Annotated in this window: 30 protein-coding genes and 6 tRNA genes; 18 read left to right on the forward strand and 18 right to left on the reverse strand. The window is 62.8% G+C overall.

The window, feature by feature from the left end; translation table 11 throughout:
* Positions 1-51: 51 nt before the first annotated feature.
* The 4 genes from C453_RS04630 to C453_RS04645 all read right to left on the reverse strand — a co-directional run bounded on the left by C453_RS04630 (position 52) and on the right by C453_RS04645 (position 1,653).
* A tRNA-Phe gene (locus tag C453_RS04630) sits at positions 52-125 on the reverse strand.
* A 61-nt stretch (positions 126-186) separates the two neighbouring features.
* Positions 187-855, reverse strand: a complete 669-nt coding sequence (locus C453_RS04635) for a hypothetical protein (RefSeq protein ID WP_008323008.1) — start codon at positions 853-855, stop codon at positions 187-189.
* 43 nt (positions 856-898) lie between these two features.
* On the reverse strand, positions 899-1,300 hold the full coding sequence (locus tag C453_RS04640; RefSeq protein WP_008323009.1) for a VanZ family protein: 402 nt from the start codon (positions 1,298-1,300) through the stop codon (positions 899-901).
* Positions 1,301-1,580: 280 nt separating this feature from the next.
* Positions 1,581-1,653, reverse strand: a tRNA-Val gene (locus tag C453_RS04645).
* Between the two features lie 93 nt (positions 1,654-1,746).
* Between C453_RS04645 and C453_RS04650 the strand changes: the two genes are divergently transcribed.
* The 4 genes from C453_RS04650 to C453_RS04665 all read left to right on the forward strand — a co-directional run bounded on the left by C453_RS04650 (position 1,747) and on the right by C453_RS04665 (position 5,335).
* Positions 1,747-2,244 (forward strand): DUF192 domain-containing protein, encoded by a 498-nt coding sequence (locus C453_RS04650; protein ID WP_008323010.1) that lies wholly within the window; start codon positions 1,747-1,749, stop codon positions 2,242-2,244.
* A gap of 39 nt (positions 2,245-2,283) precedes the next feature.
* Positions 2,284-2,553, forward strand: coding sequence for a DUF7538 family protein (locus tag C453_RS04655; protein WP_008323012.1), 270 nt, complete (start codon positions 2,284-2,286; stop codon positions 2,551-2,553).
* Between the two features lie 60 nt (positions 2,554-2,613).
* A complete protein-coding gene (locus C453_RS04660) occupies positions 2,614-4,551 on the forward strand; it encodes an ABC transporter ATP-binding protein (RefSeq protein WP_008323013.1) in 1,938 nt (645 codons plus the stop codon).
* A gap of 61 nt (positions 4,552-4,612) precedes the next feature.
* Positions 4,613-5,335: a creatininase family protein gene (locus C453_RS04665; RefSeq protein WP_008323014.1), complete on the forward strand. Its 723-nt coding sequence runs from the start codon at positions 4,613-4,615 to the stop codon at positions 5,333-5,335.
* A gap of 36 nt (positions 5,336-5,371) precedes the next feature.
* Here the strand turns inward: C453_RS04665 and C453_RS04670 are convergent, their stop codons facing one another.
* The 3 genes from C453_RS04670 to C453_RS04680 all read right to left on the reverse strand — a co-directional run bounded on the left by C453_RS04670 (position 5,372) and on the right by C453_RS04680 (position 6,716).
* The gene (locus C453_RS04670; RefSeq protein ID WP_008323015.1) at positions 5,372-5,827 is read right to left on the reverse strand and encodes a DUF5790 family protein; all 456 of its coding nucleotides are present in this window, start codon (positions 5,825-5,827) and stop codon (positions 5,372-5,374) included.
* Between the two features lie 89 nt (positions 5,828-5,916).
* Entirely contained in the window at positions 5,917-6,375 is a 459-nt protein-coding gene (locus C453_RS04675) for an NUDIX domain-containing protein (RefSeq protein ID WP_008323016.1), read from the reverse strand.
* On the reverse strand, positions 6,372-6,716 hold the full coding sequence (locus C453_RS04680; protein ID WP_008323017.1) for a dihydroneopterin aldolase family protein: 345 nt from the start codon (positions 6,714-6,716) through the stop codon (positions 6,372-6,374). The genes C453_RS04675 and C453_RS04680 overlap by 4 nt, the downstream gene beginning before the upstream one ends.
* 99 nt (positions 6,717-6,815) lie before the next feature.
* Here C453_RS04680 and azf point away from each other — a divergent pair, with 99 nt between their 5' ends.
* The gene (azf, locus tag C453_RS04685) at positions 6,816-7,604 is read left to right on the forward strand and encodes an NAD-dependent glucose-6-phosphate dehydrogenase (protein WP_008323018.1); all 789 of its coding nucleotides are present in this window, start codon (positions 6,816-6,818) and stop codon (positions 7,602-7,604) included.
* A 66-nt stretch (positions 7,605-7,670) separates the two neighbouring features.
* Here azf and C453_RS04690 read toward each other — a convergent pair whose 3' ends face one another.
* Positions 7,671-8,096, reverse strand: a complete 426-nt coding sequence (locus tag C453_RS04690) for a hypothetical protein (protein ID WP_008323020.1) — start codon at positions 8,094-8,096, stop codon at positions 7,671-7,673.
* A gap of 107 nt (positions 8,097-8,203) precedes the next feature.
* Between C453_RS04690 and C453_RS04695 the strand changes: the two genes are divergently transcribed.
* Positions 8,204-8,875, forward strand: a complete 672-nt coding sequence (locus C453_RS04695; protein WP_008323025.1) for a helix-turn-helix domain-containing protein — start codon at positions 8,204-8,206, stop codon at positions 8,873-8,875.
* Positions 8,876-8,881: 6 nt separating this feature from the next.
* Here C453_RS04695 and C453_RS04700 read toward each other — a convergent pair whose 3' ends face one another.
* A complete protein-coding gene (locus C453_RS04700) occupies positions 8,882-9,499 on the reverse strand; it encodes a DUF309 domain-containing protein (RefSeq protein ID WP_008323026.1) in 618 nt (205 codons plus the stop codon).
* A gap of 145 nt (positions 9,500-9,644) precedes the next feature.
* Here C453_RS04700 and C453_RS19485 point away from each other — a divergent pair, with 145 nt between their 5' ends.
* A complete protein-coding gene (locus tag C453_RS19485) occupies positions 9,645-9,866 on the forward strand; it encodes a DUF7564 family protein (protein ID WP_008323027.1) in 222 nt (73 codons plus the stop codon).
* Between the two features lie 116 nt (positions 9,867-9,982).
* Here C453_RS19485 and C453_RS04705 read toward each other — a convergent pair.
* Positions 9,983-10,055: transfer RNA gene (locus tag C453_RS04705), tRNA-Arg, on the reverse strand.
* A 173-nt stretch (positions 10,056-10,228) separates the two neighbouring features.
* Between C453_RS04705 and C453_RS04710 the strand changes: the two genes are divergently transcribed.
* From C453_RS04710 to C453_RS04725, 4 genes are all read left to right on the forward strand, one after another.
* On the forward strand, positions 10,229-10,732 hold the full coding sequence (locus tag C453_RS04710) for a hypothetical protein (protein WP_008323028.1): 504 nt from the start codon (positions 10,229-10,231) through the stop codon (positions 10,730-10,732).
* 216 nt (positions 10,733-10,948) lie between these two features.
* Positions 10,949-12,409, forward strand: coding sequence for a single-stranded DNA binding protein (locus C453_RS04715; protein WP_008323029.1), 1,461 nt, complete (start codon positions 10,949-10,951; stop codon positions 12,407-12,409).
* A gap of 138 nt (positions 12,410-12,547) precedes the next feature.
* On the forward strand, positions 12,548-12,979 hold the full coding sequence (locus C453_RS04720) for a histone family protein (RefSeq protein WP_007544802.1): 432 nt from the start codon (positions 12,548-12,550) through the stop codon (positions 12,977-12,979).
* Positions 12,979-13,989, forward strand: a complete 1,011-nt coding sequence (locus C453_RS04725; protein WP_008323030.1) for a histone deacetylase family protein — start codon at positions 12,979-12,981, stop codon at positions 13,987-13,989. Before C453_RS04720 ends, C453_RS04725 begins: the two co-directional genes overlap by 1 nt.
* Here the strand turns inward: C453_RS04725 and cca are convergent.
* Entirely contained in the window at positions 13,971-15,332 is a 1,362-nt protein-coding gene (gene cca, locus C453_RS04730; RefSeq protein WP_008323031.1) for a CCA tRNA nucleotidyltransferase, read from the reverse strand. The two genes, C453_RS04725 and cca, sit on opposite strands and share 19 nt — an antisense overlap.
* Positions 15,333-15,468: 136 nt before the next feature.
* Between cca and C453_RS04735 the strand changes: the two genes are divergently transcribed.
* From C453_RS04735 to C453_RS04750, 4 genes are all read left to right on the forward strand, one after another.
* Positions 15,469-15,541, forward strand: a tRNA-Asn gene (locus tag C453_RS04735).
* Between the two features lie 127 nt (positions 15,542-15,668).
* A tRNA-Asn gene (locus tag C453_RS04740) sits at positions 15,669-15,772 on the forward strand.
* Between the two features lie 98 nt (positions 15,773-15,870).
* Positions 15,871-15,945: transfer RNA gene (locus tag C453_RS04745), tRNA-Ile, on the forward strand.
* A 267-nt stretch (positions 15,946-16,212) separates the two neighbouring features.
* Complete coding sequence (locus C453_RS04750) at positions 16,213-16,554, forward strand: hypothetical protein (protein ID WP_152418008.1); 342 nt, start codon at positions 16,213-16,215, stop codon at positions 16,552-16,554.
* A 5-nt stretch (positions 16,555-16,559) separates the two neighbouring features.
* Here C453_RS04750 and C453_RS04755 read toward each other — a convergent pair whose 3' ends face one another.
* From C453_RS04755 to C453_RS04770, 4 genes are read right to left on the reverse strand one after another with little or no spacing between them, the layout of a single operon-like run.
* Entirely contained in the window at positions 16,560-17,225 is a 666-nt protein-coding gene (locus tag C453_RS04755) for a cytochrome c biogenesis protein CcdA (protein WP_008323033.1), read from the reverse strand.
* A complete protein-coding gene (locus tag C453_RS04760; RefSeq protein ID WP_008323034.1) occupies positions 17,218-17,760 on the reverse strand; it encodes a TlpA family protein disulfide reductase in 543 nt (180 codons plus the stop codon). Before C453_RS04760 ends, C453_RS04755 begins: the two co-directional genes overlap by 8 nt.
* 3 nt (positions 17,761-17,763) lie before the next feature.
* Positions 17,764-18,453: an SCO family protein gene (locus C453_RS04765; RefSeq protein ID WP_241430665.1), complete on the reverse strand. Its 690-nt coding sequence runs from the start codon at positions 18,451-18,453 to the stop codon at positions 17,764-17,766.
* On the reverse strand, positions 18,450-19,061 hold the full coding sequence (locus C453_RS04770; protein WP_008323036.1) for a plastocyanin/azurin family copper-binding protein: 612 nt from the start codon (positions 19,059-19,061) through the stop codon (positions 18,450-18,452). The genes C453_RS04765 and C453_RS04770 overlap by 4 nt, the downstream gene beginning before the upstream one ends.
* Before the next feature lie 182 nt (positions 19,062-19,243).
* Between C453_RS04770 and C453_RS04775 the strand changes: the two genes are divergently transcribed.
* Positions 19,244-20,491, forward strand: coding sequence for an NADH dehydrogenase (locus C453_RS04775; protein WP_008323037.1), 1,248 nt, complete (start codon positions 19,244-19,246; stop codon positions 20,489-20,491).
* A 58-nt stretch (positions 20,492-20,549) separates the two neighbouring features.
* Here C453_RS04775 and C453_RS20355 read toward each other — a convergent pair whose 3' ends face one another.
* Positions 20,550-20,708, reverse strand: coding sequence for a DUF7331 family protein (locus tag C453_RS20355; RefSeq protein WP_008323038.1), 159 nt, complete (start codon positions 20,706-20,708; stop codon positions 20,550-20,552).
* 285 nt (positions 20,709-20,993) lie between these two features.
* On the opposite strand from C453_RS20355, the gene C453_RS04780 reads away from it, so the two are divergent.
* Positions 20,994-21,569: a class I SAM-dependent methyltransferase gene (locus C453_RS04780; RefSeq protein WP_008323039.1), complete on the forward strand. Its 576-nt coding sequence runs from the start codon at positions 20,994-20,996 to the stop codon at positions 21,567-21,569.
* Between the two features lie 7 nt (positions 21,570-21,576).
* On the opposite strand, the gene C453_RS04785 is transcribed toward C453_RS04780, so the two are convergent.
* Positions 21,577-22,002, reverse strand: coding sequence for a DUF6069 family protein (locus C453_RS04785; RefSeq protein ID WP_008323040.1), 426 nt, complete (start codon positions 22,000-22,002; stop codon positions 21,577-21,579).
* A 99-nt stretch (positions 22,003-22,101) separates the two neighbouring features.
* Here C453_RS04785 and C453_RS04790 point away from each other — a divergent pair, with 99 nt between their 5' ends.
* The gene (locus C453_RS04790; RefSeq protein WP_049907500.1) at positions 22,102-22,341 is read left to right on the forward strand and encodes a hypothetical protein; all 240 of its coding nucleotides are present in this window, start codon (positions 22,102-22,104) and stop codon (positions 22,339-22,341) included.
* Between the two features lie 35 nt (positions 22,342-22,376).
* Here the strand turns inward: C453_RS04790 and C453_RS04795 are convergent, their stop codons facing one another.
* Positions 22,377-25,175 carry an aconitate hydratase gene (locus C453_RS04795; RefSeq protein WP_008323042.1) on the reverse strand — a complete coding sequence of 933 codons (2,799 nt, stop codon included), beginning with the start codon at positions 25,173-25,175 and terminating at the stop codon, positions 22,377-22,379.
* Positions 25,176-25,325: the final 150 nt, after the last annotated feature.

The following is a 25,325-nucleotide window of genomic DNA, read 5'->3' on the forward strand; positions in this document are numbered from 1 at the left end:
TTCACTGCTCACGACTCGGTCGCGTTGCTTCCTCGGTAGTTCGCAGGAAAATGCCGCCTCCCCGATTTGAACGGGGGACAGCTCGATCTTCAGTCGAGTGCTCTCCCAGTCTGAGCTAAGGCGGCTCGCATTCTTCCGAAGCCGGAGCCAGTCAAAAAGACTTTCGAATCGGCCGTCGGCGTCGGGTCACCGATAGCGACCGTTCATGGCGGCCGAGCGCCCGCGTTCGACGCGAGTTCGGATGCCTTTCAGCATCTTCCGTTCCATGAGGAACTGTATCGGCTCGGTGACGAGGCGATTCATCACTCGCCCGTACAGTGTCTCGGAACGCCCGCGGAATCGAATAACGAGCCTCGTCGCTCCGGGGGCGACCTCGTGCAGTGCGAAGGTCCACGTCGCGTCACTCTCGCCGGTTTCCCAACCGGGCGCACTCAACACGAGACTTTCTCCAGGATTGACGACCGCGACGTGGAACGAGGGAAGTCCCGACCCACGCGGACCGAGCCGCACCTCGTCTCCAATGTCGAGTTGCTGCTGATTGGCGTGATTGCCCCCGGCAGTGTCTATCTGCAATCCGAAGAGACTCTCCAGTCGTTCGTAACTGTAGAATCCGCTGCGGCCCTGTCCCATCTGCACCAACCACGGCCAGACCGCCCGCGCTGGTGCGGCGATGGTAATCGCCCGCGTCGATTGCCAGTCCGCATCGTCGACGAAATCGTCGCCCGGAAGTGTCTCTGATGCTTCGTCGTCGGTCGTTCCCCACCGTCTGTGCCACGGCCGCAATGCGAGGAGGTAGCTCCCCGCGAGGGTTGCGCCCGCAATTCCAAGTGCCCGTGATAGTCGTTCGATACCCATTGTGCCTCTGGTAGACCCACGTTCGGCAGAGGGTATGATAATGTTACCTCCGAGTATCGAATTCGAAAATATTCACGACCGTCCACAGCAGTCCACCGACCACTGCCCCGAGTGCATTGGCGAGCATATCTGCCACGGAGAACATCCGATCCGGTGCCATCACTTGAAAGAGTTCGACGCCCACACCGTAGGCAGTCGCGATAGCAATGGCCGCGACGAGGACCGTCGCTCTCTGGGCGCGCAGGGCGGCCGCGACGCCGAATCCTAATCCCACGTAGGCACCCGCGTGTAACCACTTGTCCATGCCGACGAGTCCAAGCGGCCCCAGTGCAGCGAGGTCGGCCCCGCTTGGTTGTATCACCGAGGCGACGAGGATGGCTATCGCGTAGGTGTAGACGGCGACGACCGAGTACGGGTGTTCTCGGGCGCGGGCGATGATGGTCACTAGGTCGGTGTGGGACCGGTATCGGGTAAAATGGTTCGTGTTGGTGGAGTGGTTGTTACGGGGCACAGGCAGAGTCGAACCCCGGTCGCAGCAAAGCTGCTCCCTGATTCGACTCCTTCCTCGGTTCACGAATTCGTGCTCGCTGTTGCTCGCACAGAATTAGTGGGCTCGGGCGGAGTCGAACCACTCCGTCAACCTCGCTACGCTCGGTTGCCGCAAGGTTCTCCCGCCCTCGCGGAACAGATTTGTGACTCACCGTTCGGTTCGTCACAAAATCTGATGGGCTCGGGCGGAGTCGAACCACCGATCTCTTCCTTGTAAGGGAAGCGTCATAACCACTAGACCACGAGCCCTGTATCTGCAAGAAATCCGCTCGCGCTCATAACGGTTGTTGTTTCGACCGGACCCCGGAACCCTTAGACATACGGTACGCTACCACCCAACTAATGACCTCTCGGGCGCGAACCGTCCTCTTCCTCGCCGCGGTCCTCGTTGCCGCCGGAAGCGTCGTCTATCTCACGAACCCGGCCATCATCCCCGGTTCGACCTCCGACTACGACCGAACCACGCTCACCATCGTCGACGACGAAACAGGTGACACGCTCGCCCGCGTGGACGCCCGCGTGGCCGACACCCACGCGAAGCGATACACCGGGCTGAGCGACACCAAATCTCTCGAAGCGGGCGAAGGCATGTGGTTCGTCCACGACTCGTCGGGCACCTACGCCTACGTCATGCGCGACATGGACTTCCCGCTGGACATCCTCTTCGTCGCCGAAAACGGCACTATCACGACCATCCACCACGCCGAACTCGACCCCGAGGGGACGAGCGAGTCGGACCTCACCCGCTATCGCGGGACTGGGACGTACGTGCTCGAAGTCCCCTATGGCTACACCAACGAGACGGGTATTGAGGAAGGCGACCGAGTCGTCCTCGACTGAAAGCGAAACGACCGAGGGGGCGGGGTGTCTGTCCCCGGTATGGGCGAACACGTCGATGCACTGGCGGACCTCGAAGGCTGGCGCGCCGAGGACTTCGCGGCGCGCGTCCACTACCGCGGCGCTGACGACGCCTACAGCATCGAATACTACGAGCCGTCGAACTGCGTTCTCTACTGGAAAGTGAAAGGCGACGGCGAGGTGGCGGTCCCCGTCGGGAGGGAGTCCGTGCCAGACCCCCTTCGCGAGCGCGTGCGACAGGACCTCGACGACGCGGGCGTCGACCCCGACACCGAAGCCCGTCAGTTGTAGAACCGGCGCAGCGCGCCCCCACCCGAGTCCTTTACTGTCGTCGTCCCTTCCAACACTGGCATGTCCCCTGATTCGGACGACGACCCCTTCGAGGACCAGCGCGAGCGGGTCGACAACCCGATGCGACGGCTCTTCGCCGAGTACGGGCGGGAAAACCTCCCGCAGTTCGTCCTCGGCGTCGTCGCCAGCGTCGCCGCTCGCGTCTTGGACCTCCTTCCACCGGTCGTCCTCGGTCTCGCCATCGACGCCATCATCCGACAGGAGAAGTCCTTCGCGGCGGCGTTCCCCGTCGTTCCTGAAGCGTGGCTTGCACCATTCGTCCCCGCCGCCAGAGGCGGTCAGTTCTTCTTCGCTGTCGGCATAATCGTCTTCAGTTTCGTCGGCGGGGCCGCGTTCCACTGGCTCCGCAACTGGGGCTGGAACTCCTTCGCTCAGAACATCCAGCACGCCGTCCGCACCGACACCTACGACCGGATGCAACGGCTCAACATGGATTTCTTCGCCGACAAGCAGACCGGCGAGATGATGTCTATCCTCTCGAACGACGTGAACCGACTCGAACGGTTCCTCAACGACGGCATGAACTCCTTTTTCCGCCTGTCGGTGATGGTCCTCGCAATCGCGGTCGTGCTCCTCTCGTACAACTGGCAACTCGCGCTCGTCGCGCTGGTGCCGGTTCCGCTCATCGCCATCTTCACCTGGAAGTTCGTCCAAATCATCCAGCCGAAGTACGCCGAGGTTCGCTCGTCGGTCGGCACGCTCAACTCCCGTCTCGAAAACAATCTCGGCGGCATTCAGGTCATCAAGACGTTCAACGCCGAGTCCCACGAGTCAGACCGCGTCGACGGCGTCTCGATGGACTACTTCGGCGCGAACTGGGACGCCATCAACACCCGAATCAAGTTCTTCCCGGCGCTCCGCATCCTTGCGGGTATCGGCTTCACGCTCACCTTCGTCGTCGGTGGCCTGTGGGTCATCGAGGGACAGGGCCCCGGCCCCTTCACCGGCGAACTCGAAGTCGGTGAGTTCGTCACGTTCATCCTGCTCACCCAGCAGTTCGTCTGGCCACTCGCCCAATTCGGGCAAATCATCAACATGTACCAGCGTGCCCACGCGTCCAGCGAGCGCATCTTCGGCCTGATGGACGAACCCGCACGCCTCGCCGAGAAAGAAGATGCACCGGACCTCACCGTCACCGACGGTCGCGTCGAGTACGACGACGTCTCCTTCGGCTACGACGACGGCGAGACAATCGTCGAAGACATCTCCTTCGAAGTCGGCGGCGGCGAGACACTGGCGCTGGTCGGCCCGACGGGGGCGGGCAAATCGACCATCCTCAAACTCCTCATGCGAATGTACGATACGGACGAGGGCACCGTCAGCATCGACGGACAGGACGTTCGCGACGTGACGCTCTCCAGTCTCCGCCAGCGCATCGCCTACGTCAGCCAAGAGACGTTCCTGTTCTACGGGACGGTCCGCGAGAACATCGCCTACGGAACGTTCGACGCCGACGAAGAGGACATCGTTGCGGCCGCGAAGGCTGCCGAGGCCCACGAATTCATCTCGAACCTCCCGGACGGCTACGACACGAAGGTCGGCGAACGCGGCGTGAAACTCTCGGGGGGCCAGCGCCAGCGTGTCTCTATCGCCCGCGCGATTCTCAAAGACCCCGATATCCTCGTCCTCGACGAGGCAACCTCGGACGTGGACACCGAGACCGAGATGCTCATCCAGCGGTCGCTCGACACACTCACGGAAGACCGGACGACCTTCAGTATCGCCCACCGACTCTCGACGATTAAGGACGCAGACACCATCGTCGTCCTCGAAGACGGTCGTATCGTCGAACGCGGCACCCACGACGACCTGCTGGCTGACGACGGCCTCTACGCTCACCTTTGGGGTGTACAGGCGGGCGAAATCGACCAACTCCCCGACGAGTTCGTCGAGCGCGCCGCCCGCCGACAGGCCGAAGTCGATGCGAGCGACGACTGACCGACCCAGTTCGCTCGCCCGAAGCGCCTACCACTAAGACCGCGCCCCGCTTTCTCCCGGCATGCGACTCTCTGAGGCCACTTGGACCGAGGTCGCCGACCTCGACACCGACCTCGCGCTCCTTCCGGTCGGAAGCACAGAGCAACACGGCCCACACGCACCGCTCGGTACGGACGCTCTCAACGCCGAATCAGTCGCCGAGGCAGGGGCTGAAACCTTCGACAGCGACGTGCTCGTCGCCCCGACGATTCCGGTCGGCGTCGCCGAGGAACACCGCGCCTTCGACGGCACGCTCTGGGTCTCCCCAGACACCTTCCGCGCGTACGTCCGCGAGACTATCGAATCGCTCGCCCACCACGGCTTCGACCGCGTCGTCGTCGTCAACGGTCACGGCGGCAACATCGAAGCCCTCGCAGAATGCTGTCGTCGCCTCTCTCGAACCGGTGAGGCCTACACCGTCTCGTTCACGTGGTTCAACGCGGTCGGCGACCACTCCTCCGACATGGGACACGGCGGACCACTCGAAACCGCACTGCTCCGACACACCCACCCCGAACTGGTCCGTGAGGACCGCATCGACGAGGCCCGCGAGGGTGCGGCCGACCGCTGGGGCGAGTGGGTCGCGGGCGTCAATCTCGCCCATGACTCCGACGAGTTCACCGAAAACGGCGTCGTCGGCGACCCGGCTGACGGCGATGCCGAACGTGGGGCAGAACTGGAGTCACTCGCCGCTGAATCGCTTGCGAAGTTGCTGACGGCAGTAAGAGAGAAATCACTCGACTGAGGCGAGACAGTCGGCGGAGGCCGACGCTCGGTTACTCTACTCTTCTTCCTCTTCCTCTTCCTCTTCCTCTTCTTCCTCACTTTCGTCGTCGTCGTCCGCTGCCTCGGCAGCGTCGGTGAGTGCACCGCGGAGTTGCGGCATCGTGTTGGTGAGTTCGCCCACGAGTTCGTGTGCGTCCTCGACCATTTCGAGGAGTTCCTGTAGTTCCTCGATGGCTTCTTCGAGGTCCTCGGGGTCGTCGAACGCGTCGGCGCGCTCGCCGATGACGTACCACTTCTTGGCCTGCCGGACGTGCTCTGCGGCTCCCTCCACGTCAAGTGACGAGCGCAGGCCGTTGAGGACGCCCAGAACGTTGTCCGCCTCGGCGTCCCACACGTCGTCCGCATCGGGCAGGGCCGCGCGTGCCTCGCCGAGGTGTTCCTCGACGTCGGCTCGCATCTCCGCTGCTGCCTCTCCGAACAGGTCGTCGTCGCCGAGCGTGCTTTGACTCATGCCAGCACATTCGGCACGTGGGGGTTTAAAAACAACCCCGAAAGTGAAAGTGAAATCGAGGGACTCGGTCGTGGTCGCGGCCGATTTGCTCAGCGAATGTCGCCAAGATATCGCGCGTCCCGAGTCGCGGTCTTCTCCCGGCTCTGAAGCGCGTCTGGCAGTTCACGCGGGAAAAACCAGTAGTCGTCGAGGTCGTCCACCGCGAGCCACGCGACGCCCACTTGCTTCGCGTCTCTCATCGACGGTTGGACAGGGTCGTCGTCGATGAGTTCGCACCAGAAGAAGTGGTCTACCCGGTGGTCGTCGTCGTCTCCGTCTTCGGTGTGGTTCGACGGGATGTAGTCTCGGACGAACGCGAGCGATTCGACCTCGACCTCGTACCCTGTCTCTTCGCGAACTTCGCGGTGAACTGTCTCCGAAAGCGACTCCCCTGTCTGTTGTCCCCCACCGGGCGTCAGATACCAGACCTCGTCGCCGGAGCCGTATTGGACGGTCAGGAGGTCGCCGTCGTCGACGACGAGTCCGCGAGCGGCGATTCGGGGGCTCATTCCTCGACCGAGACGAGCTTCATCAGCGGGTAGCCGTCTTCCATCTCCATCTTCGTGCGGACGGTCACGTCTTCGTACTCGATTCGCATCTCGACGTTCATCAGCGACCCTGTGAGTTCGGTGTAGTCGGCCGCCGAATCGGCGAGTGTCGCTTCGAGTTCGTCGTCGAGGATGTCCACGGTGACAGACTCGCAGTGGGGTTGGTTCTCGATGGACTCCGCCATCGCTCGTTCGAGGCTCCGAGCGCTGTCGGGAGACACCGGCGTCCCGGCGAATTGGTGGTAGAGCGAGCCGAACTTGATGCCCGCTTCGAAACAGGCAGACTGCGGGTCGGTGACCATGTCTGCGAGTCTGTCGCTCGGGCCTAAAGTTCGCCGGTCGGGCCGCTCGCGGGCGCGAACCGGTCCTTACTTAGTCCCGCTTGTCGGACGTAGACTCGAATGGACAAGCCGGTTTTGCTGACGGGGGCTGGCGGGCGCGTCGGCCAGGCGATACTGGGGCACATCGGCGACGCCTACGACTGGCGATTGCTGGACCGCGAGCCGCTGTCTGACGAGAAGATACCCGACTCCGTCGACCAGACGAACGTCTACGTCGCGGACATCACCGACGAGACTGCGATTCGAAACGCCATCGAGGGCGTCGGCGCAGTCATCCACCTCGCCGGTGACCCGCGTCCCGAGGCACCGTGGGACAGTGTCCTTCGGAACAACATCGACGGCACGCAGAATATGTTCGAGGCGGCTATCGACGCGGGCGTCGAGAAGTTCGCGTTCGCCTCGTCGAACCACGCCGTCGGTGCGTACGAGACCGACGAACGGACGCCGGAGATGTACCGACCCCACCACGAGTTCCGACTGGACGGGACCGAACTCCCCCGCCCAAGCAACCTCTACGGTGTGAGCAAGGCGACTGGTGAGACGCTCGGCCGATACTACCACGACCACCACGACATCTCGGTCGTGAACGTCCGTATCGGCAACCTCACCCAGCACCATCCGCCGAAGGAGTACGAACGCGGCCAGGCGATGTGGCTCTCCTATCGCGACTGCGCCCACCTGTTCGCGTGCTGCATCGACGCCGACTACGACTTCGAAATCGTCTACGGCATCTCCAACAACGACCGCAAGTACTACTCCATCGAGCGCGCCCGCGAGGTGCTCGGCTACGACCCGCAGGACAACTCCGCGGAGTACACCTTTGAAGGCGAACCGCTGGACGAAGCGTAGGTTTCAGGGCTGGCACGGTTTTTTCTGGACGACAGATTTCACAGCCATCAGCGCGCCCGCCGCAGGTCAGGACGCCCGAGTCTCGGCCCGCCCGCGACGTGGTGTTGCCCGGTTCCAGACCCAGTAACTGTATACGACGAGCACGACCGCGAGCGCCGTGTCGACGATTTCGATGGCTAACAGCAGCGGCGGCATCGCGTCGGGCGAGGTCGGGAAGATGCCAGCCAAATCGAGGCCGTACACGGCGATATAGAGCACGCCGGCGACGATTGCAGCGAGCAGCGCGCTGGTATTCCCCGACCAGAGGCGATACGCGGTGGCGAAGCTTCCCAGCCCCAACAGGATGAGGAAGGCGTTGAACCCCCAATAGACGGTCGGGGAGAGGTGTTCGAAGGACCGCGTCTCGATTGGACCCCACGGCGCGAGCGAGACCAGAAGCAGGGTGACGACGGTCAACAAGAGTGCGATTCGTCGAGAGGCGTTTACTGCCATAGATACACCTTCGTCCACTGATGAAATGTGACTGACTCCGAGCATACGAGGTGTATTTATAAGTTCAGTCTCCCCACTCTCCGTCAGTATCGCGGCCGAAATTAGCGATGAGATACACCACACTGCGTCTCGGTTGGGACGACACCGAACTGCACCCGTTGACCGCCGCGTTCACCGACGCGGGCGTCACCATCGAGTCACTTCACTACGTGAACTCGGTCGGTGACGGCGGCTACGCCGAACTGAGCCATCTCCGTGGCGACCTTGACGCGGCGAGAGACATCCTCGATTCGATTCCCGAAGTCCGGGCGTTCGACATTTCTGCTGCAGGTATCGCGTACATCCACTACGAGGCGTCGCCGCTCATGGACCGGCTGCTGGCGGTCGTCTTCGACCACGCAGTCGTCCTCACGTGGCCGGTCACTTTCGCCCGGTCGAACGGGAACCTCTCGGCGCAACTCACCCTGCTCGGCACCGAAGACGCACTGAGTCAGGCTATCGCAACTATCCCGGCCGAAATCGACGTTTCGCTCGTTCGAACCGGCCGATACGAGGCATCTGCCCACGACCCACTGTCGTCACTGACCGACCGCCAGCGCGAGGTCCTCGATGTCGCGGTTCGGGCTGGCTACTACGAGGTGCCCCGAGAAGCGACACACCGGGGTATCGCCGCCGAACTCTCCGTGGCACCCGGCACTGTGAGTGAGCATCTACAGCGAATCGAAGCCAATCTCGTGTCGGCACTGGTCGGTGCGGCCGGAACCGACGACGAACTGTAACGGAACTCAATCGAACAGGCCGCTCACGTCGTCCTCGCGTCGTCGCTTCCGGCGGACGTGTTCTGCCATCCGCTGGTAGACCAGCCCTCGCTGGGCCTCGTTTTGGACGAAGTCGAACACCTGTGCGGTGTACTGTGTTTGTGTTCCGTCTGCGACCTCCTCGCGGGCGTAGGCAATCGCGTCTTCGACGACCGATTCGTCGAATCCCGAAATCTCCTCGGCGAGCGTCTCGGCAGCGACGACGATAGCATCGAAGTCGAGGTCGTCGTAGGTGAGTACCTGCCCGTCGTGGCGGAGCGCGACCGGCCCGTCGCGGAGTGCGGCAGCAGGGTCAGCTTCGAGTGTGGAGAGAAATTGCCGAACGTCGCCGAGGTTGACACCCCGGTAGTCGTCGGCTAACCCGTCGAGATACGCCTGTGCGCTCTCGGCCAACCCTGTTGCACCGGAGTAATTCTCTTCTCGCGCGTGGTGAACGGCTGCCGTGAACTGGATGAGTCCGTGGAGAAACCGCTCGTCGGCGCTGCCGTCCGGGAGGTCGAGCCACCGCGACTCCCACGCGCCGTGGGCCGCTCGAAAGGCTCCGGCGTTGTAGATAGCGAGACCAGCGCGAAGGGAATCGTCCATGGTCGCCGTTCGCCGGCGACGAGTAAAGATTCCGCGGGAACCGGCTCCCTCAATTGGTAGGGTGTACATGCTTATCCGTCTTCAGGCCATATGTGATATGGTAGCACATGAATGCCCTCTTTCCCCTCAGCCGAGGTGTCGACTAATGACCAACTCGCCAGTCTGCATTAGCTGTGGAGACGCGTACCTGTTCTCCAGAGCCTACAAGGGTAACTACTGCCCCGACTGCAACGAAGAGTGGTCGTCGAAACCTCGGACTGAGAATGCCCCCCGTCCCCGCCCACAGAGTTCCGCCTCCGTCTCGTCGGTTACTCAGCCTGACGAAGACGACACACCGACCCTCGAACCACCGTACGACGACGAGTAACACCCATTTTTTGCCGGACTAGCCGCTGAGCGACTGCGCCGTACCGTAGAGTCCGTGTCAGAGATAACGACCGAGAGACACGGAAGTCTCTCGAAGATTAGTGTTCGGAAGGAAAACGTCCTGACGGAGATTTGAACTCCGGTCCCTGGCTCCGCAAGCCAAGAGGATAGTCCACTACCCTACCAGGACTGTCTTGCTGCATTCTTCGGTACTCGACGGTTACTTAAGACGGTTACGATGTGTACTTCCAGTGAACCGCGGGACCACGGTACGGAGGTGCACACAGAGAGCGGGGCCAGAGTCTCTCCGGTCCGCCAGCGACGTGTTCCGACACAAGGACTTTTTCCTGCCCCGCTGTACCCTTGGTCGTGAACCGACGCGCCCTGCTTACCGGGACCGCAAGCCTCTGTGCAGCCCTCGCAGGGTGTACGAGTGACGACGCAACCGACGACGGCACAGAGACCACAACCACCGCATCGACACCGACACCAACCCCGCCAGAACCCCGACTGGTCGACAACTCACTCTCGCCGCGGCACGACCCAGAGTGTCCGCAGGGCGGCGCTGCACAGGCGAGCTACATCTCGGTTGGCGTCCTCGTCGAGGGATGTCTCTGGGGTGCGAACGGGTGCGCTATCGCTCGACTCGGTAGGGCGACCTACGACCCTGAATCCGACGTGGCGTCACTCCTCGTCGAGACGGTCGAGGACCGCGACCCCGACGAGGCGTGTACCGAGGCGCTCAAACCTGTCGGCTACGAGGCCCGGCTTCAGTTCGAGAACGGACTGCCTGGAGAGCTCGTCGTCGAGCACGACGATGTAGACGGTCGCCGGGAGATTGCCCGCATCGACTTCGACGACGCCTGACGATTCCCCGCGGCAGGTGCCTTCGATGGCACACCGAAGGTTCATCCCGGAAGACGACTCCAGGTCCGCTATGTCACTCGATTCCGGGGCGCTTTTCGAAGCCCGAATCACGAGGAAAACAACGCTTAAGCGCCGGCCTTCCCTGTTCGTGCATAGAATGAGTACGACGTGTGTTCTGCGACGCGGTGCGTCTTTCGTCGATGGAGGTGGCGCCTGATGGGCGTCATCGAAGACGTCTACGACGACCTCGACACGGATGTCGAGTTCGAGAAGTTCGAGGCTGCGGTGAACGACAAAGTCGAGCAGATGGGCGGCCTCGCCGACGAGGAGACGGCGGCGATGCTCATCGCTCACGAACTCCGCGACGAGGAGGTAAACGGCATCGCCGACATCGAACCGGGGATGGAGGACGTGAAGTTCCTCGCCAAGGTCGTCAGCGTCGGCGACGTTCGAACCTTCGAGCGCGACGGCGAGGACGAAGACGGCAAAGTCCTCAACATCGAAGTCGCCGACGAGACGGGTCGCATCCGCGTCTCGCTGTGGGACGAGATGGCCGCTGGCGCAGAGGAAAACCTCGAAGTCGGCACCGTCCTCCGCATCGGTGGCCGCCCGAAAGACGGCTACAGCGGCGTCGAAGTCAGCGCGAGCAAGGTCGAAGAGGACCCCGACGCCGAAGTCGACGTCAAGGTACTCGACACCTATCGCGTCGAGGACCTGGCACTCGGGCTCTCGGACGTGAACCTCAAAGGGAAGATTCTAGACGTGGGGACCGTCCGCACGTTCGACCGCGACGACGGCTCCGAAGGCCGCGTCTCGAACCTCTCTGTCGGTGACGCCACGGGTCGCGTGCGCGTCACGATGTGGGACGAGCGCGCCGACCTCGTCGAGGAACTCGACGCCGGGCAGTCGGTCGAAATCGTCGACGGCTACGTCCGCGAGCGCGACGGGTCGCTCGAACTCCACGTCGGGTCGCGCGGCGCTGTCGAAGTCATCGACGAGGATATCGAGTACGTCCCTGAGACGACCGACATCGGTGCGCTCGAACTCGGCCAGACGGTCGATATCGCCGGCGGCGTCATCGAATCCGACTCCAAGCGAACCTTCGACCGCGACGACGGCTCCGAAGGGCAGGTTCGGAACATCCGCGTCCGCGACGACACGGGCGACATTCGCGTCGCCCTCTGGGGCGAGAAAGCCGACACCGACGTCGACCTCGCCGATTACGTCGTTATCACCGACGTGGAAATCAAAGACGGCTGGCAGGACGACCTCGAAGCGTCCGCTGGCTGGCGCTCGTCTGTGACGGTCATGGACGACGCACCTGCAGGCGCGGGTGGTGACAACGACGCTGGTGCAGACCAGACAAGTTCGCAAGGACTCGGCGCGTTCTCGGGCGAGTCCAGCGGATCGGACGCGTCGACCGCCTCGACATCGTCGACCAGTTCGTCCAGTCAGTCGTCCGACGACACCACGGCATCCAGCGACGAGGTCGTCGAGTTCACCGGCACCGTCGTTCAGGCCGGGAACCCGGTCATCCTCGACGACGGTTCGGAGACGAAGACCGTCGAGACCGACGCCGACCTCGGTCTCGGAGACGAAGTGACCGTCAGCGGTCCCGAGACCGACGGCCGAATCAGTGCCGACTCGGTCGAAATCCACACCGGCGCAAAGCGGTAACGAGCGTCCACTCGCTACCGGGTGTGTTTGTCACATCCCGATACCGCTCGTGTGGACTCGGGTGAGCCGGCGGTTTGTAAAATCCAATGGACGCCGCTACGGAAAGGATTATACGCCGGTCGGACCCGATATGTGGGTATGAGTGTCGAGCTACCGTTCGCCCCGGTAGACGCGATTATCCGGCAGAACGCGGGCAACCTTCGCGTCAGTGCAGGTGCCGCAGAGGAGCTCGCGCGCCGGATTCAGGAACACGGCGCCGAGTTGGCAATCGACGCGGCCGAGCGGGCGACTGAAGACGGTCGCAAGACGTTGATGGCCGAGGATTTCGGTGTCGAACAGGTCGTCGAGCGCGACGACCTCGAACTCCCCGTCGCACCAATCGACCGCATCGCTCGCCTCCAGATTGACGACCGCTATCGGGTCGCAATGGATGCTCGAATCGCACTGGCCGATATCCTCGAAGATTACGCGACTAACGTGGCGAGTGCCGCCGTCAAACTCACCCACCACGCCGGTCGCCGAACCGTGCAAGCCGAGGACATCGAGACCTACTTCTCTCTCTTCGAATAATGCGCTTCGGCTACAACGAATCGTGTCTCGACCACGATACCGGGGCCCGACACCCAGAGACTGCCGACCGACTCCGCGCGATTCGACGCGGGTTGGCGAAGCGTCACGGCGTCGAATACGTCGAAGCCGCGCCCGCCGTGAAATCCACCGTCGCGGCCGTCCACGACGACGACTACGTGGACGAATTCCACGACTTCTGTCGCGGCGGCGGCGGCAACTGGGACCCAGACACCGTCGCCGTCGAGGAGACGTGGGTCGCCGCACTCGCGTCTGCGGGACTCGCTGAATGGGCCGCTCGCTCCGCGCTCTCCGGCGACGACGGCCGCCGGACGCCCTTCTCCTTAGGCCGTCCGCCGGGTCACCACGCTGTCGAAGACGACGCCATGGGCTTTTGTTTCTTCAACAACGCGGCGGTCGCCGCACAGGCCGTCATCGACGACGACCTCGCCGAGCGCGTCGCCATCTTCGACTGGGACGTCCACCACGGAAACGGCACGCAGGATATCTTCTACGACCGCGACGACGTGTTCTACGTGTCGATTCACGAAGACGGCCTCTACCCCGGTACCGGTGAGGTCGACGAGACGGGCGCGGACGGTGCCGAAGGGACGACACTGAACATCCCGCTTCGCGCTGGCGCGGGCGACGCCGACTACGTCTACTCGTTCGAGGAGACCATCGCCCCCGCAGTCGAGCGATTCGACCCCGACCTGTTCATCGTCAGCGCTGGCTTCGACGCACACCGACACGACCCAATCTCTCGGATGCGCGTTTCGACGGAAGGCTACGCCATGCTCACAGAACGCGTTCGCGACCTGTGTGACGACACCGACACGGCACTCTCGTTCGTTCTCGAAGGCGGCTACGGGCTTGACACACTTTCGGAGGGCGTCGCTATCGTCCACGAGACCTTCGACGGCCGACTCGCGATGGACCCAGACGAGGACCCAGAGCAGAAGAATCTCGACTTAATCGACGAAATTCGCGACGTTCACGGTCTCGGGTCGTAGAACCAACCTAACTCGGCTCCGAACGTCTCGGCGAGGGTGGCCACCTCGTCGCCGACGAACACCTCGTAGCCGTCTTCTCGCAGCGTCGATTCTACGTGCTTTCCGAGTGCCACGTCGAACAGCGCGTCGCTCGTCACGAAGTCAGTCGCGGACGTGAACTCGCGGTCTCGTTCGACCACGTAGCGGTCGCCGTCGAGGAACGGCCCGTAGTGGTCGTTGCCCTCGGCGTACGCCCCGTAGAAGCCTTCGGCGTGCTGGCGGACGTGGACGGGCGGTCCCACGTGTCGTTCGACTGCGGGTCGCTCGGACACTGCGAGTTCGACGAACAACACGGCCTCGTCGGCGGCGAACGTCGTCGCGCGGAACACGTCGAACTCGCGTCGGTCGAGTCCGTCAGCGACCCCCGAAATCGACTTTCTGAGTTGCGGATACAGTTGGTCGTCGACGAGGTCCGGCGCGTCGAAGACGATGGCGAGCGGGGTAGTTCCGCGCCGGTCGATGTGCTTGCGGACTCCGTCAGCGTCGAGTGCTGGTGGCGCGGAGTTGAAAAAGAGTGCCTCGCGCGGATTCGACAGCAGGTCGCGGGCGTAGTGCTGGAGACGGGCGACGTTTTCGGCCGAGCAGACGGCCGCGACGTTTCGTTCGGGGTCCGTCGGGTCGATGACGACGAGCGGGTCCGAAAACGAGCGCGTGCCGTGGTCTTCGGGGTCGAACTCGACGGGCGGGTGCCAGTCGGTGGCGGCGCGAAGAAGCGGTTCGAACCCACCGTATTCGAGGATGAGCAACTCTGCGAGGTAGCCCGAAAAGCCCTCTGTACGGAGGTCGCTCCCGTACGCACCGATGCCTTTCAAGAAGCGCTTGAACACGCGCACGTCGGCCGCGAGGTCGTCGTCGAGATGTTCGACGAGATATTCGTTGTGGAAGGGCGTGCGGTCGACCGCCGAGCGAATCTCGGGGGCCGTGGGCACGTCGTAACAGGGGACGAGGTCGACGTCGAAGCCGTCGTAGTCGCCTTTCACGTAGGGGTGTTCGGCGTACTCTTCGTGGCCGTTAGGGAGGACTGCGTGGCCGATGTCGAGACCGTAGGACTCCAGTTCGTCTCGGGGGAGCTCCTCGGGAAACCGAACGAAGAGGTCGATATCGCGGTCACCGGAGAGCCACGTTCCGCGGGCGGTGCTGCCGACTTGGAGCACGTCGGCATCCACCGGCAGGTCGTCGAGGGCGTCGTAGACGCGTGACTCCAGTTCCGCCGCCGCATCCGCGAGCGCCCGACGTTCCTCCTCGTCGGGGTCGATGCGCTCGCGGACCGCGGCGACGACTGCATCGAGGTCCGAATTCGTCATGGGCGACGCTTCCGCGCCTGCGGGCGAAAGCGTGACGGTGCTGCCGCGGCCGCGTGAGACGATGGCACCCGACAGCCGTCGGGTGGAAACGAAAGCCCTATCAAGAAACGTCGAATACGAAGGAGTGCGGACGAAAGCCGCCGTAGCTCAGTTGGTAGAGCACCTCGCTGTTAACGAGGTTGTCCCAGGTTCGAGTCCTGGCGGTGGCGCTTCTCTCACTTTCAACGCCTTCGAGTGACGCGTCTCTTCTGCGACTCTCTCGACGCTCGTCGGTGAATTCACGCTCGAAGCGAAACGAAATCCACTTTAGCCAGCCGTCGGTACGGTGAGGTGAGAGCCGCCGTAGCTCAGTTGGTAGAGCACCTCGCTGTTAGGGATTGCAGTTTCGGCTGCCGTCCGCAGTCACGAGGTTGTCCCAGGTTCGAGTCCTGGCGGTGGCGCTTCTCTGTCTCTCGCGTCGTGAGTTGATGGTCTTTCGTACTTTCCGACGACGCCTTCTGATAAGACATAAGAGGAACCGGGGGAAAGAATCGACCGAGGGCCCCTAGCTCAGTCTGGTCAGAGCGCTCGGCTCATAACCGGGTGGTCATGGGTTCGAACCCCATGGGGCCCATAATCTCCTGTTATCGAATCGCCTGGAGCCGAGTGTGGGCGAGACAGTAACACCAAAGATACATGTCAAATCGAATAATACTTGGAGAGATGTCTCGCTACTCGTCTCTCCTCGACCCCTATCGAGACCGGAACGTCGCAATCACGCTCGGGGGTGATCGCTCTCACCCTGTTTTTCGGCGGGTTCGCCGCGACGTACGAAGTTTACCTCCGCGGCGTGCAGTCTCACACGTTTAGTCTCTCGTTGTTCGAGTGGATTGTATTCGTGATGGGAGCCTTTCCGTTCGATCCGGTTATCCTATTTGTCGTCTTGTTCGTCGTCGCTCGCCGATTCGACTCGCCGCTCGACGTACAATCTATTCTCCCCGGAATCGTCGTCGTCATACTTGCTGGGTCGCTTCTTGGACAGGCCACTGCATACTTCGTCTTTTGGACGGGCACGAGAGATCTTTTGCTGGGACTGGTCACCCGGTCCGAATTTTGGCACTTCACTTCGTTCCATCCGTTCGTCATCCTCCTTTGGAGGTTCGCACTCGAACTGGTCACGGCCGACCTCTTGACCATCGTCGCGGCACTCTCGCTCGGAACGCTCACCCGCGACCAACCCTAACCGAATCAGAGCGCGACCACGACCTGCCAGATTCCTGCGCCGACGAGCACCACGCCAGCGATGCCATCGAGATACCGCTTTCGACGACCAAGCCAGTCCAGAAGTCCTCTGTGACCCACTGCGATAGCGACAGTGGTACCCAGAAGGAGTCCGCCGAAGCCGACCGTGTACGCGCCGAGGGCGACGAGTGCCGGACCGGGCGGGAACGTCACCGCCCGGAGGACAATCGCCAGAAACACGGGTGCGACACAGCCAGCGGCGGCGATGGCGTAGCCGCCACCGAACAGCACGAAGCCGAGTTTCGACGCCCGGCGCTCGGGTAACTGGACGTGAATATCCGGGCTGTAGCCGACGAGGACTGCGATACCGAGCGCGAGTAACCCGACGCCGACGAGTGGTTCGAGGACGCCGAGGACGGGTTCGATTGAACGCCCCAAGAGCAGGATTCCAACGGATAACACGGTGAAGACGACCACGACGCCAAGGAATGCCGCTCCACCGCGGACGGTGGCACCGACGACTGGAGCGCCGGCGTCAGATTCGTCTTCGACGCTCGATACGTAATAGCCGACGTACCCCGGCAGGAGGGCGTACGCACACGGCGAGAAGAACGTCGCCACGGCTGCACCGAGTGCGAGCATGGCCGCGCCTGCGGTCTCCGGGCTAATCATCGTTCCCTCCGCGGGCCTCTTCGATACGGGAGACGAGCGTCTCTGCCGAGTGCTTGCCCTTCGCACTCCACGTGACGACGTTGTCGGCGTCGAGGACGACGACCATCGGAACGGCACTGGCACCCAGCGCCTCTGTGAGCGCGAGGTCTTCGTCGGGTGCGACAGGCCACGTCCCGTCGTGTTCGACCCACCACTCACGAATCTCGGCGCGGGTGACGGCGTGGCCGAGCGGTTCGTTGGTCACGGAAACGAACTGCACGTCGTCGCCGACGCGGTCGTAGGCCTCGCCGAGCGGGGCCATCGATGCGGCGCAGACGTCACACCACGTAGCGAAGAACTCGACGAGCGTCACTCGTCCCCGCTCGGGAACCGTTAGCGTTTCTCCGTGACTTCTTGGTGCCTCGATGGCGGTCAACGCGACTGGTTCGACGCCCCTCGGGCCACTGCCGAGACCGGTGGTCCCGCCGACGGCGTACGCTCCGGCCCCCAGTGTTGCCGCTCCGGCGAGTCCAGCGAGGAGGTCGCGGCGACGCATCGTCTACACCTCCACGAGCGCTTCGACGTCGTCGATGACGGCCGTCGGGTTCGGTGGGTCCCCGGCGTAGGACCGTTCGACCACGCCTTCGTCGTTGACGAGGAGGATGAGACCACTGTGGAGAAACGGCATCTTGGCCCCCTCTTCGTGTTTGTACGCCTCGCCGAAGGTATCCTCGACGACGGTCCTCGCTCGTTTTGGTGATTCGGGGCGCATGAGATAGCAGTTCCCGAGGTCGTAGTCGAGGCCGCGTTTTGCGCCCCACGCCCGGAGTCGTGTCGGTGTGTCGTGTTCCGGGTCGAACGAGATTCCAGCGACGGCGATGTCCTCGGTGAAGCCGGCGTCAGCAGCGCGGGCTTGCACGTGAACGAGGTTCTGTCCTAAGTTGAGACAGATGCCGTTACACCGCGTGTAGACGAACGTCAAGAGCAGATGACGCTCGCCGACGAACTCCCGGGTCGAGACCGGTCGGTCGTGGACGACGCCGGGGACCGTGACGGCCGGCAGTTTCTCGCCGTAGATTGGATACGGCAGGTCGGCCTCGACGAGCTTGTCGTAGTTCTCCGGCGGGTCCAACGTGACGTTTGTTGGTCGGTTGCGTCCGGAGAGGCACCCGGCGACGCCGATGGTTGCAGCGACGCCAGCCGCCCTCAGCACTGTTCGTCGGCTGACGGGGCGTGATGGAGTAGTCATGATTCTTCAGTGGTCGTGGTGCCCTCGTCGGCGAGCAACGAGTGCGTCTGGTCGTTCAACTCCTCAATTCTGGTTCGCGCGATTCGCGGGAGTTCCGACTGCGGCGGTCGAAGCGCGGGCTGTGTCTCCGGATCGAGTTCCGGCCATCCGACGACGACGCGGCCGACGTTTCCAATCTGCTCGTGAGCTGTACAGACCGCCTGTGTATCGACGTAGTCGTACACTCCGGGTGTGTCGAACGTCTGTTCGAACGTCTCGCCCACGGAACTCATCGTGTCGCTAGCCCATGGCTCGGTGCCGGGTGGGATACGGTCTGGACCATAGGTGTCGGGATGGTACGCCGTCGAGTCGTGGTCGCCGGAGTGGAGCGTCCAGACGACGGTCCCGCCGACCGCGACGTGGGCCAGACGGGGTTCGAACTTCGGGGTCGGTCGAGATGTCATCGTGACCTCTACCCGCGACGGGAGGCCTGAGTCGAGTGTTTCGGGAGCAGACCCGTCGCTGCCTGGCTTCGACCCACCGAGGCAGCCTCCCAGTACGCCCGCGACGAGGACGCCTCCGGTTGTCGAGAGCAGTCGCCGCCGTGAGGTGGGTGAGACAATAGTCATCGGTACAGCTAGCGCTTCGAGACCTGGTTCGATTAAGAGACACAGCGATTCCGAGAGTGAAAGAACGGTATCGAATATGTTCGTGCCCAAATTGTGCGAAATATTGTCTATCAACCATTCCAAATATGCTATGAATAACGAAACTGGTATAGATGTGTCCACACATATTATTACATAGAACCATGAGCGTGAGCCTTCAGAATCTCAAACAGGCCGACGTATCAGCGCTCGCGACGACGCTCAAGAACGCTGGTATCGCCGGGGCGGGCGGTGCTGGGTTCCCGACGCATGCGAAGTGGGAGCGCATCGACGAGGTGTCGTCCCTCTTGATGAACCACCAGGAGAGCGAGCCGAACTACTACATCGACAAGTGGCTGGGTGACACGCACGCCGAATTGTACGCCGAGTTCTTCGACTTACTTCTGGAGAACACGGTCGAACTCGTCGTCGTGTGTGCGAAAGCGAAGCACCGCGAACGGTGGATGCGAAACGTCGAGGGCGCGACCGATGCGACGGTGTATCTTCCGGAGGACCTTCCGATAGACCCCACTGGAGAGTCGGGACTCGTCATCGCGTACACGGACGACAGGTACGAGTACGGCATGGAGAGCGTGCTGCTCCGTGTCGTTGCTGGCGTGGCCCTGCGCAACGAACTGCCGATGGACCAGGGATGGCTCGTCCAGAACACGGAGACGATGTTCAACATCTACCGGGCGCTGGAGAGTGGACAGTCGGTGACGCACAAGTACGTCCACGTGGACGGCAACGTTCCCCGCCACCGGTTCCTCAAGGTTCCGGTCGGGACCCCGGCGTCCGACCTTCTTGAGGCGGCCGGGCGGTCACCCGACGACCTCCGAGACGACGAGGTGCTCGCTGACGGCGGGCCAGGGTGGTGCTTCGAAATCGAAGGCCCGCCCGAGGAATTCGGCGTCACGAAGCGCACCAACTGCCTGCTCGTTCTCGATAGGACAGAAGTCGAAGAGAACACGCTGGGCAACGAGCGAATCAACGTCCTCAACGCCCGTGACTGGGACCGAGACCACGAGACTGAACCGAGCACGCTCGAACCGAACGAGGTTCGCATCCCACTCATCACCAACCCCGGATTCGGCTCACTCGTCGCACCCAGCCAGCCACTTGTCGATGTCGGACAATGGGTCGAAGCTGGTGAGATGATTTCGGTGCCGGGACAAGACGGTATCAGCAACGCCCAGCACGCACCCTTCGACGGGACGGTCGCGGCAGTGACCGACACGCACGTCGTCATCAGTCGCGAACCGGTAGACGTTGGCCTTGCGGCTGGGCGTGTTCTCGAACACGACCACATGGTCTACTGGACCGAGTGTATGGAGTGCGGCGCGTACATCGCGCGTCCAGAGTGGGCGCATCTGGGAGCAACGACAGAGTACGTCTGTCGGGACTGCCGCTGATTTAGACGACTCTTACGCTGAAGACGCCACTGTGAGTCCGCCGTCGTCAGCGCAGCCGTCAGTCCGAGACCGGTCGCGTCTCGTCGGAGCGAATCCACGCGTTCGGGTTCTTCGTGTCGCAGATGACGAACGCGCGGCCGTCTTCGTAGCCGGTGAAGTCGTCGAACGTGGAAATCGACTGCAGGTCGGTCGCTAATTCTCGTGCTTCAGTACGCATTGATAGATGGGTCCACAGTGCCCTGAGACGGGCGTGCTGGTGGGTATCACGTCCGAATCAGCTCTGACACAAAAACACTGTGACTAGGGATGTGTAAGGAGATTATATCGGCTCTTGTTCGAGATTATTTGCGACACGAAGAAACCCGAAGCATGGCTCTGGCCAGATACACTGCTCACGGTTGGTGCCCCGGTCCCAACGTACAGCCACGTTCGATAACGTTCGAGGAGTCGAGCACCACGACGGGTGCGGAAAATTGACAACCATCGTCGCTGACCGGACGCCATGGACGAAGTCTCTCGCACAACGACCGTCTACGAGAGCGACGCCGACGCGTTCGTCGAGAAATATCGCTCCGAATCTATCGCTGCACGCTTCGGCGACGAGTTCTACGAAGCCCTCTCGGGCGAGCGTGTGTTGGACGCTGGATGCGGTCCCGGACGTGATACGCAGACGTTCAACGACGACGGGTTCGAGGTCACCGGATTCGACCTCACGGCGTCGTTCATCGAAACCGCGGCCGCGGAGGTCCCCGACGCGTCGTTCGCCCGCGGTGACATGCGACGGCTTCCGTTTGCAGACGACACGTTCGACGGCGTCTGGAGTTGTGCATCCTTCCTCCACGTTCCACGCGAAGACGCACCAGAGACGCTTTGCGAGTTCAGCCGAGTGCTCGACGATGATGGGACGCTCTACTTATCGTTGAAACACGGCGACGAGAGCGGATTCGACGCCACCGGTCGGTACTTCGAACGCTATCGTCCCGAGCAAATTCGGTCACTTCTCGACGATGCGGGCTTCGGAGCAATCAGTATCGACCAACACAGCAAGAAGTGGATACAAGCGCTCGCCAGCGTCTGAATCGTATTTAGCCGCTGCGACGTGCTCGCCCGAGCCGAGTCAACGTCCCCACGCACACGGCGGCGACGACGACGTGCATCACCATCAACACGAGCACGCCTAGAATCGTCGCTTGCGGGTCGCCGAAGAGGAGGCCGATATCCGGGAGGAACGACAGCACCAATGCCGCGACTGCGACCCGGAGGAACGTCCGGTCTGGATTTTCGACGCGCCGCGAGAGCAGTCCATACACGAGCGTCGCACCGATAGCACCCGCCGCGGAGAGGAACAGCACCGGCGGGTACGAAAGTGGCATGAACGGTTGTACTACCCCACTTGCGAGGACGAGCGCCAAGAGGAGTCCGTTCCCAGCGATGGAGACGGCGACGGCCGTGAGACCGCGTCGGGCGAGCACTGACAGGGTTGGCTGGACGGTCGGTGTGACTGTGGACATAGCTGCACAGACTACGCCACCAAAGAGCATGAAGATGCGCTCGGCGGAGCGCGGAGACAGACCGAAGTGGTTTACATCTGTTACCCTGATGAAAATAGTGTGACCGCTACCGACTCCAAGACCGGCCAGTTCGCGTCCACTCTCCAGCGAGGAATCCTTGGTACCCTGCTTGGGATTGTTGCGATACTCGGATTCGGGTTGCTTCGGGAACTCGCAACGGGCAACCTCCTGTGGGGGGGTGTCGGTCTCCTCCTGTTTGTCGGCGCTGGCTACGGGATAATCGCGCTCTTCTTAGAAGGATACGACGAGGGCCGCGACGTGAGCCGCGGCGAGCAGTAGTCGTCCCGCTCGGGAGTTACCCCACCGGAACGCCCTCAGTTCTGCGTGAGCAGGCGGCGCAGGACGTAGTGGAGGATACCACCGTTTTCGACGTACCGAACTGCGGCCGGAGTGCCGACCTGTGCGGTCACGTCGAACTCGACTTCGGTTCCGTCGTCTTTCGTGGCGACGACGGTGAGTTCGTCGTTGACGTCGAGGCCGTCGTCGAGGCCGCGGATGTCGAAGTGCTCAGAGCCGTCGAGTCCGAGCGACTCCCACGAGTCGCCGTCTTCGAACTGGAGCGGCAGAACGCCCATGCCGACGAGGTTGTCGCGGTAGATGCGCTCGTAGCTCTCGGCGATGGTCGCTTTCACGCCGAGGAGGTCCGTTCCTTTGGCCGCCCAGTCACGACTCGAACCGGTCCCGAACTCGACGCCCGAGAGGACGACAAGCGGGGTGTCTTCCTCGCGGTAGCGTTCGCTCGCCTCGAAGACCGTGGTCTCCTCGCCCGTCGGGTGGTGGATGGTGTAGCCGCCTTCCACGCCGTCGAGCATCTGATTCTCGATACGGACGTTGGCGAACGTCCCGCGCATCATCACTTCGTGGTTGCCGCGGCGAGAGCCGTAGGTGTTGAAGTCGACGGGGTCGACGCCGTGGTCCATGAGCCACTGGCCTGCCGGGAGGTCAGACCCGAACGGTCCGGCGGGACTGATGTGGTCGGTCGTCACGGTGTCGCCGAGCGTCAGGAGGCAGCGGGCGTCTTCGACGTTCGAGACGCCGGGTTCCTCCAGCGGGAAGTCTTTGAAGAACGGCGGTTCGCGGATGTAGGTGGATTCGTCGTCCCATTCGTACACGTCGCCGGTCGGCGCTTCGAGCGCGTCCCAGCGCTCGTCGCCTTCGAACACTTCCGCGTACTTCTCGCGGAACATCGAGGGGTCGACGCTGTCGTGGATGGTCTCTTGGACTTCCGTCGTGTCCGGCCAGATGTCGGCGAGGTAGACCGGTTCGCCGTCTTCGTCGGTGCCGAGCGGGTCGGTTTCGAGGTCGATGTCCATCCGTCCGGCGAGGCCGTAGGCGACGACGAGTGGCGGACTCGCGAGGTAGTTCGCGCGAATCTTCGGGTGGATGCGCGCCTCGAAGTTCCGGTTGCCACTCAGGACGCTCGTCGTCCACAGGTCGTGGTCGTCGATGGCGTTCTCGATAGGATCGGGAAGCGGTCCGGCGTTGCCGATACAGGTCGTACAGCCGTAGCCGACCACGTCGTAGCCGAGGTCTTCGAGGTACGGAAGCAGTTCGGCCTTCTTCAGGTACTCCGTGACGACCTGACTTCCGGGCGCGAGACTCGTCTTGACGTAGTTTGGCACGTCGAGTCCCTTTTCGACCGCGTTTCGGGCGAGGAGTCCCGCGGCGACCATGACCGAGGGATTCGAGGTGTTCGTACAGCTCGTGATTGCGCTGACGACGACGCTTCCGTGGCCGATTTCGGCCGTCTCACCGTCGCCGAGGTCGACTTCGACGCGCTTCGTCAGGGGGTCGAGGTCGGCATCGGCTTCGACTGCGGCGGCCGCGCCGCCGTCACCGGCGAGTTCAGGGTCGCTCCCGCCCTCGCCTAACCACTGTTCGAGTTCGCGTTCGTCGTAGTCGTCAAGTTGGTCTTCGAACTCGCCGTGGACGAGTTTGCGGAAGTGGGTCTTCATGTCGCCCATCGGGACGCGGTCCTGCGGGCGCTTCGGCCCGGCGAGGCTCGGTTCGACAGCCGAGAGGTCGACGTCGACCGTCTCGGTGTACTCGGGGTGCTGCTCGCCGAAGAGGCCCTGCGATTCGAGATATTCGCGGACGAGTTCGATGTGCTCCGGGTCGCGGCCGGTGAGTTCGAGGTAGTCCAGCGTGGCCTCGTCCACCGGGAAGACGCTGATAGTCGAGCCCTGTTCGGGGGCCATATTCGAGATGGTCGCCCGGTCGGGGACAGAGAGGTTCTGGACGCCGGGGCCGAAGAACTCGACGAAGCGGTCGACGACGCCGACCTCGCGGAGTTGCTCGGTGACGTGCAGCACGAGGTCCGTCGCGGTCGCGCCCTCGGGCAGTTCGCCTTCGAGTTTGACGCCGACGACTTCGGGGAGCTTCATCGTAATCGGCTGGCCGAGCATCGCCGCTTCGGCCTCGATGCCGCCGACGCCCCAGCCGACGACGCCGATACCGCCAATCATCGGGGTGTGGCTGTCGGTGCCGACGAGGGTGTCGGGCAGGAGCCACTGGTCGTCGCGCCACTCTCGGTCGTGGACGACGCGCCCGAGGTGTTCGAGGTTCACCTGGTGGACGATGCCGGTTCCCGGTGGCACGACGCTGAAGTTGTCGAAGGCGTTTTGCGCCCACTTGAGCGCCTTGTAGCGCTCGGCGTTGCGCTCGTACTCCAGTTCGACGTTCTTCTCGTAGGCGTCTTCGCTGCCGAAGTAATCGACCTGCACGCTGTGGTCGATGACGAGGTCACACGGGACCTCGGGCTCGACGATTCTCGGGTCCTCGCCAGCGCGGTCTGCCGCGGAGCGCAGTGCTGCGAGGTCAACGACGGCCGGGACCCCCGTCAGGTCCTGCAGGACGACGCGAGACGGCGTAAACGGAACTTCGACATTCGGTACGTCGGGCTCCCACGAGGCCGCGTTTCGCACGTCGTCTTCGGAAACCGTGTCGTCGTCGACGTTCCGAAGGACAGATTCGAGGAGGATTCGAATGCTGACCGGTAGCTTGTCGAGTTCGCAAAGGCCCTGTTCTTCGAGGACTGTCAGGTCCGCCATCTTGTATGTGGTGTCACCGTGTTCGAATTCACGGATCGCACCGAACGGGTCTGAATCTACCATTACTGGCTGTAGGGCATCAGCAGTCTTGAAACGATTAGCTGTTCTCACTATCTCGGAACGGGGCGAACAACTGCGGTGTGGGCTCGGTGTGTGGAATTGGAGAGTTAGGACGGGGAGAGAAGTCGGTGGTCCAGACGGAGAGAGATACCG

The organism is Haloferax elongans ATCC BAA-1513, assembly GCF_000336755.1.
Taxonomy (GTDB): Archaea; Halobacteriota; Halobacteria; order Halobacteriales; family Haloferacaceae; genus Haloferax; species Haloferax elongans.

Coding starts and splice junctions, on each gene's coding strand:
- C453_RS04680 (WP_008323017.1), bottom strand. CDS start 6,716: ATGGTCACCGACCCGCAGTCTGCCTGTTTCGAAGCGGGCATCAAGTTC.
- C453_RS04780 (WP_008323039.1), top strand. CDS start 20,994: ATGGACGAAGTCTCTCGCACAACGACCGTCTACGAGAGCGACGCCGAC.
- C453_RS04700 (WP_008323026.1), bottom strand. CDS start 9,499: ATGGACGATTCCCTTCGCGCTGGTCTCGCTATCTACAACGCCGGAGCC.
- cca (WP_008323031.1), bottom strand. CDS start 15,332: ATGACGAATTCGGACCTCGATGCAGTCGTCGCCGCGGTCCGCGAGCGC.
- C453_RS04670 (WP_008323015.1), bottom strand. CDS start 5,827: ATGAGTCAAAGCACGCTCGGCGACGACGACCTGTTCGGAGAGGCAGCA.
- C453_RS04720 (WP_007544802.1), top strand. CDS start 12,548: ATGAGTGTCGAGCTACCGTTCGCCCCGGTAGACGCGATTATCCGGCAG.
- C453_RS04725 (WP_008323030.1), top strand. CDS start 12,979: ATGCGCTTCGGCTACAACGAATCGTGTCTCGACCACGATACCGGGGCC.
- C453_RS04795 (WP_008323042.1), bottom strand. CDS start 25,175: ATGGTAGATTCAGACCCGTTCGGTGCGATCCGTGAATTCGAACACGGT.
- C453_RS04760 (WP_008323034.1), bottom strand. CDS start 17,760: ATGCGTCGCCGCGACCTCCTCGCTGGACTCGCCGGAGCGGCAACACTG.
- C453_RS04635 (WP_008323008.1), bottom strand. CDS start 855: ATGGGTATCGAACGACTATCACGGGCACTTGGAATTGCGGGCGCAACC.
- C453_RS04650 (WP_008323010.1), top strand. CDS start 1,747: ATGACCTCTCGGGCGCGAACCGTCCTCTTCCTCGCCGCGGTCCTCGTT.
- C453_RS04655 (WP_008323012.1), top strand. CDS start 2,284: ATGGGCGAACACGTCGATGCACTGGCGGACCTCGAAGGCTGGCGCGCC.
- C453_RS04715 (WP_008323029.1), top strand. CDS start 10,949: ATGGGCGTCATCGAAGACGTCTACGACGACCTCGACACGGATGTCGAG.
- C453_RS04675 (WP_008323016.1), bottom strand. CDS start 6,375: ATGAGCCCCCGAATCGCCGCTCGCGGACTCGTCGTCGACGACGGCGAC.
- C453_RS04695 (WP_008323025.1), top strand. CDS start 8,204: ATGAGATACACCACACTGCGTCTCGGTTGGGACGACACCGAACTGCAC.
- C453_RS04665 (WP_008323014.1), top strand. CDS start 4,613: ATGCGACTCTCTGAGGCCACTTGGACCGAGGTCGCCGACCTCGACACC.
- C453_RS04750 (WP_152418008.1), top strand. CDS start 16,213: ATGGGAGCCTTTCCGTTCGATCCGGTTATCCTATTTGTCGTCTTGTTC.
- C453_RS04765 (WP_241430665.1), bottom strand. CDS start 18,453: ATGACTACTCCATCACGCCCCGTCAGCCGACGAACAGTGCTGAGGGCG.
- C453_RS04770 (WP_008323036.1), bottom strand. CDS start 19,061: ATGACTATTGTCTCACCCACCTCACGGCGGCGACTGCTCTCGACAACC.
- C453_RS20355 (WP_008323038.1), bottom strand. CDS start 20,708: ATGCGTACTGAAGCACGAGAATTAGCGACCGACCTGCAGTCGATTTCC.
- C453_RS04690 (WP_008323020.1), bottom strand. CDS start 8,096: ATGGCAGTAAACGCCTCTCGACGAATCGCACTCTTGTTGACCGTCGTC.
- C453_RS04755 (WP_008323033.1), bottom strand. CDS start 17,225: ATGATTAGCCCGGAGACCGCAGGCGCGGCCATGCTCGCACTCGGTGCA.
- C453_RS19485 (WP_008323027.1), top strand. CDS start 9,645: ATGACCAACTCGCCAGTCTGCATTAGCTGTGGAGACGCGTACCTGTTC.
- C453_RS04785 (WP_008323040.1), bottom strand. CDS start 22,002: ATGTCCACAGTCACACCGACCGTCCAGCCAACCCTGTCAGTGCTCGCC.
- C453_RS04660 (WP_008323013.1), top strand. CDS start 2,614: ATGTCCCCTGATTCGGACGACGACCCCTTCGAGGACCAGCGCGAGCGG.
- C453_RS04775 (WP_008323037.1), top strand. CDS start 19,244: ATGAGCGTGAGCCTTCAGAATCTCAAACAGGCCGACGTATCAGCGCTC.
- azf (WP_008323018.1), top strand. CDS start 6,816: ATGGACAAGCCGGTTTTGCTGACGGGGGCTGGCGGGCGCGTCGGCCAG.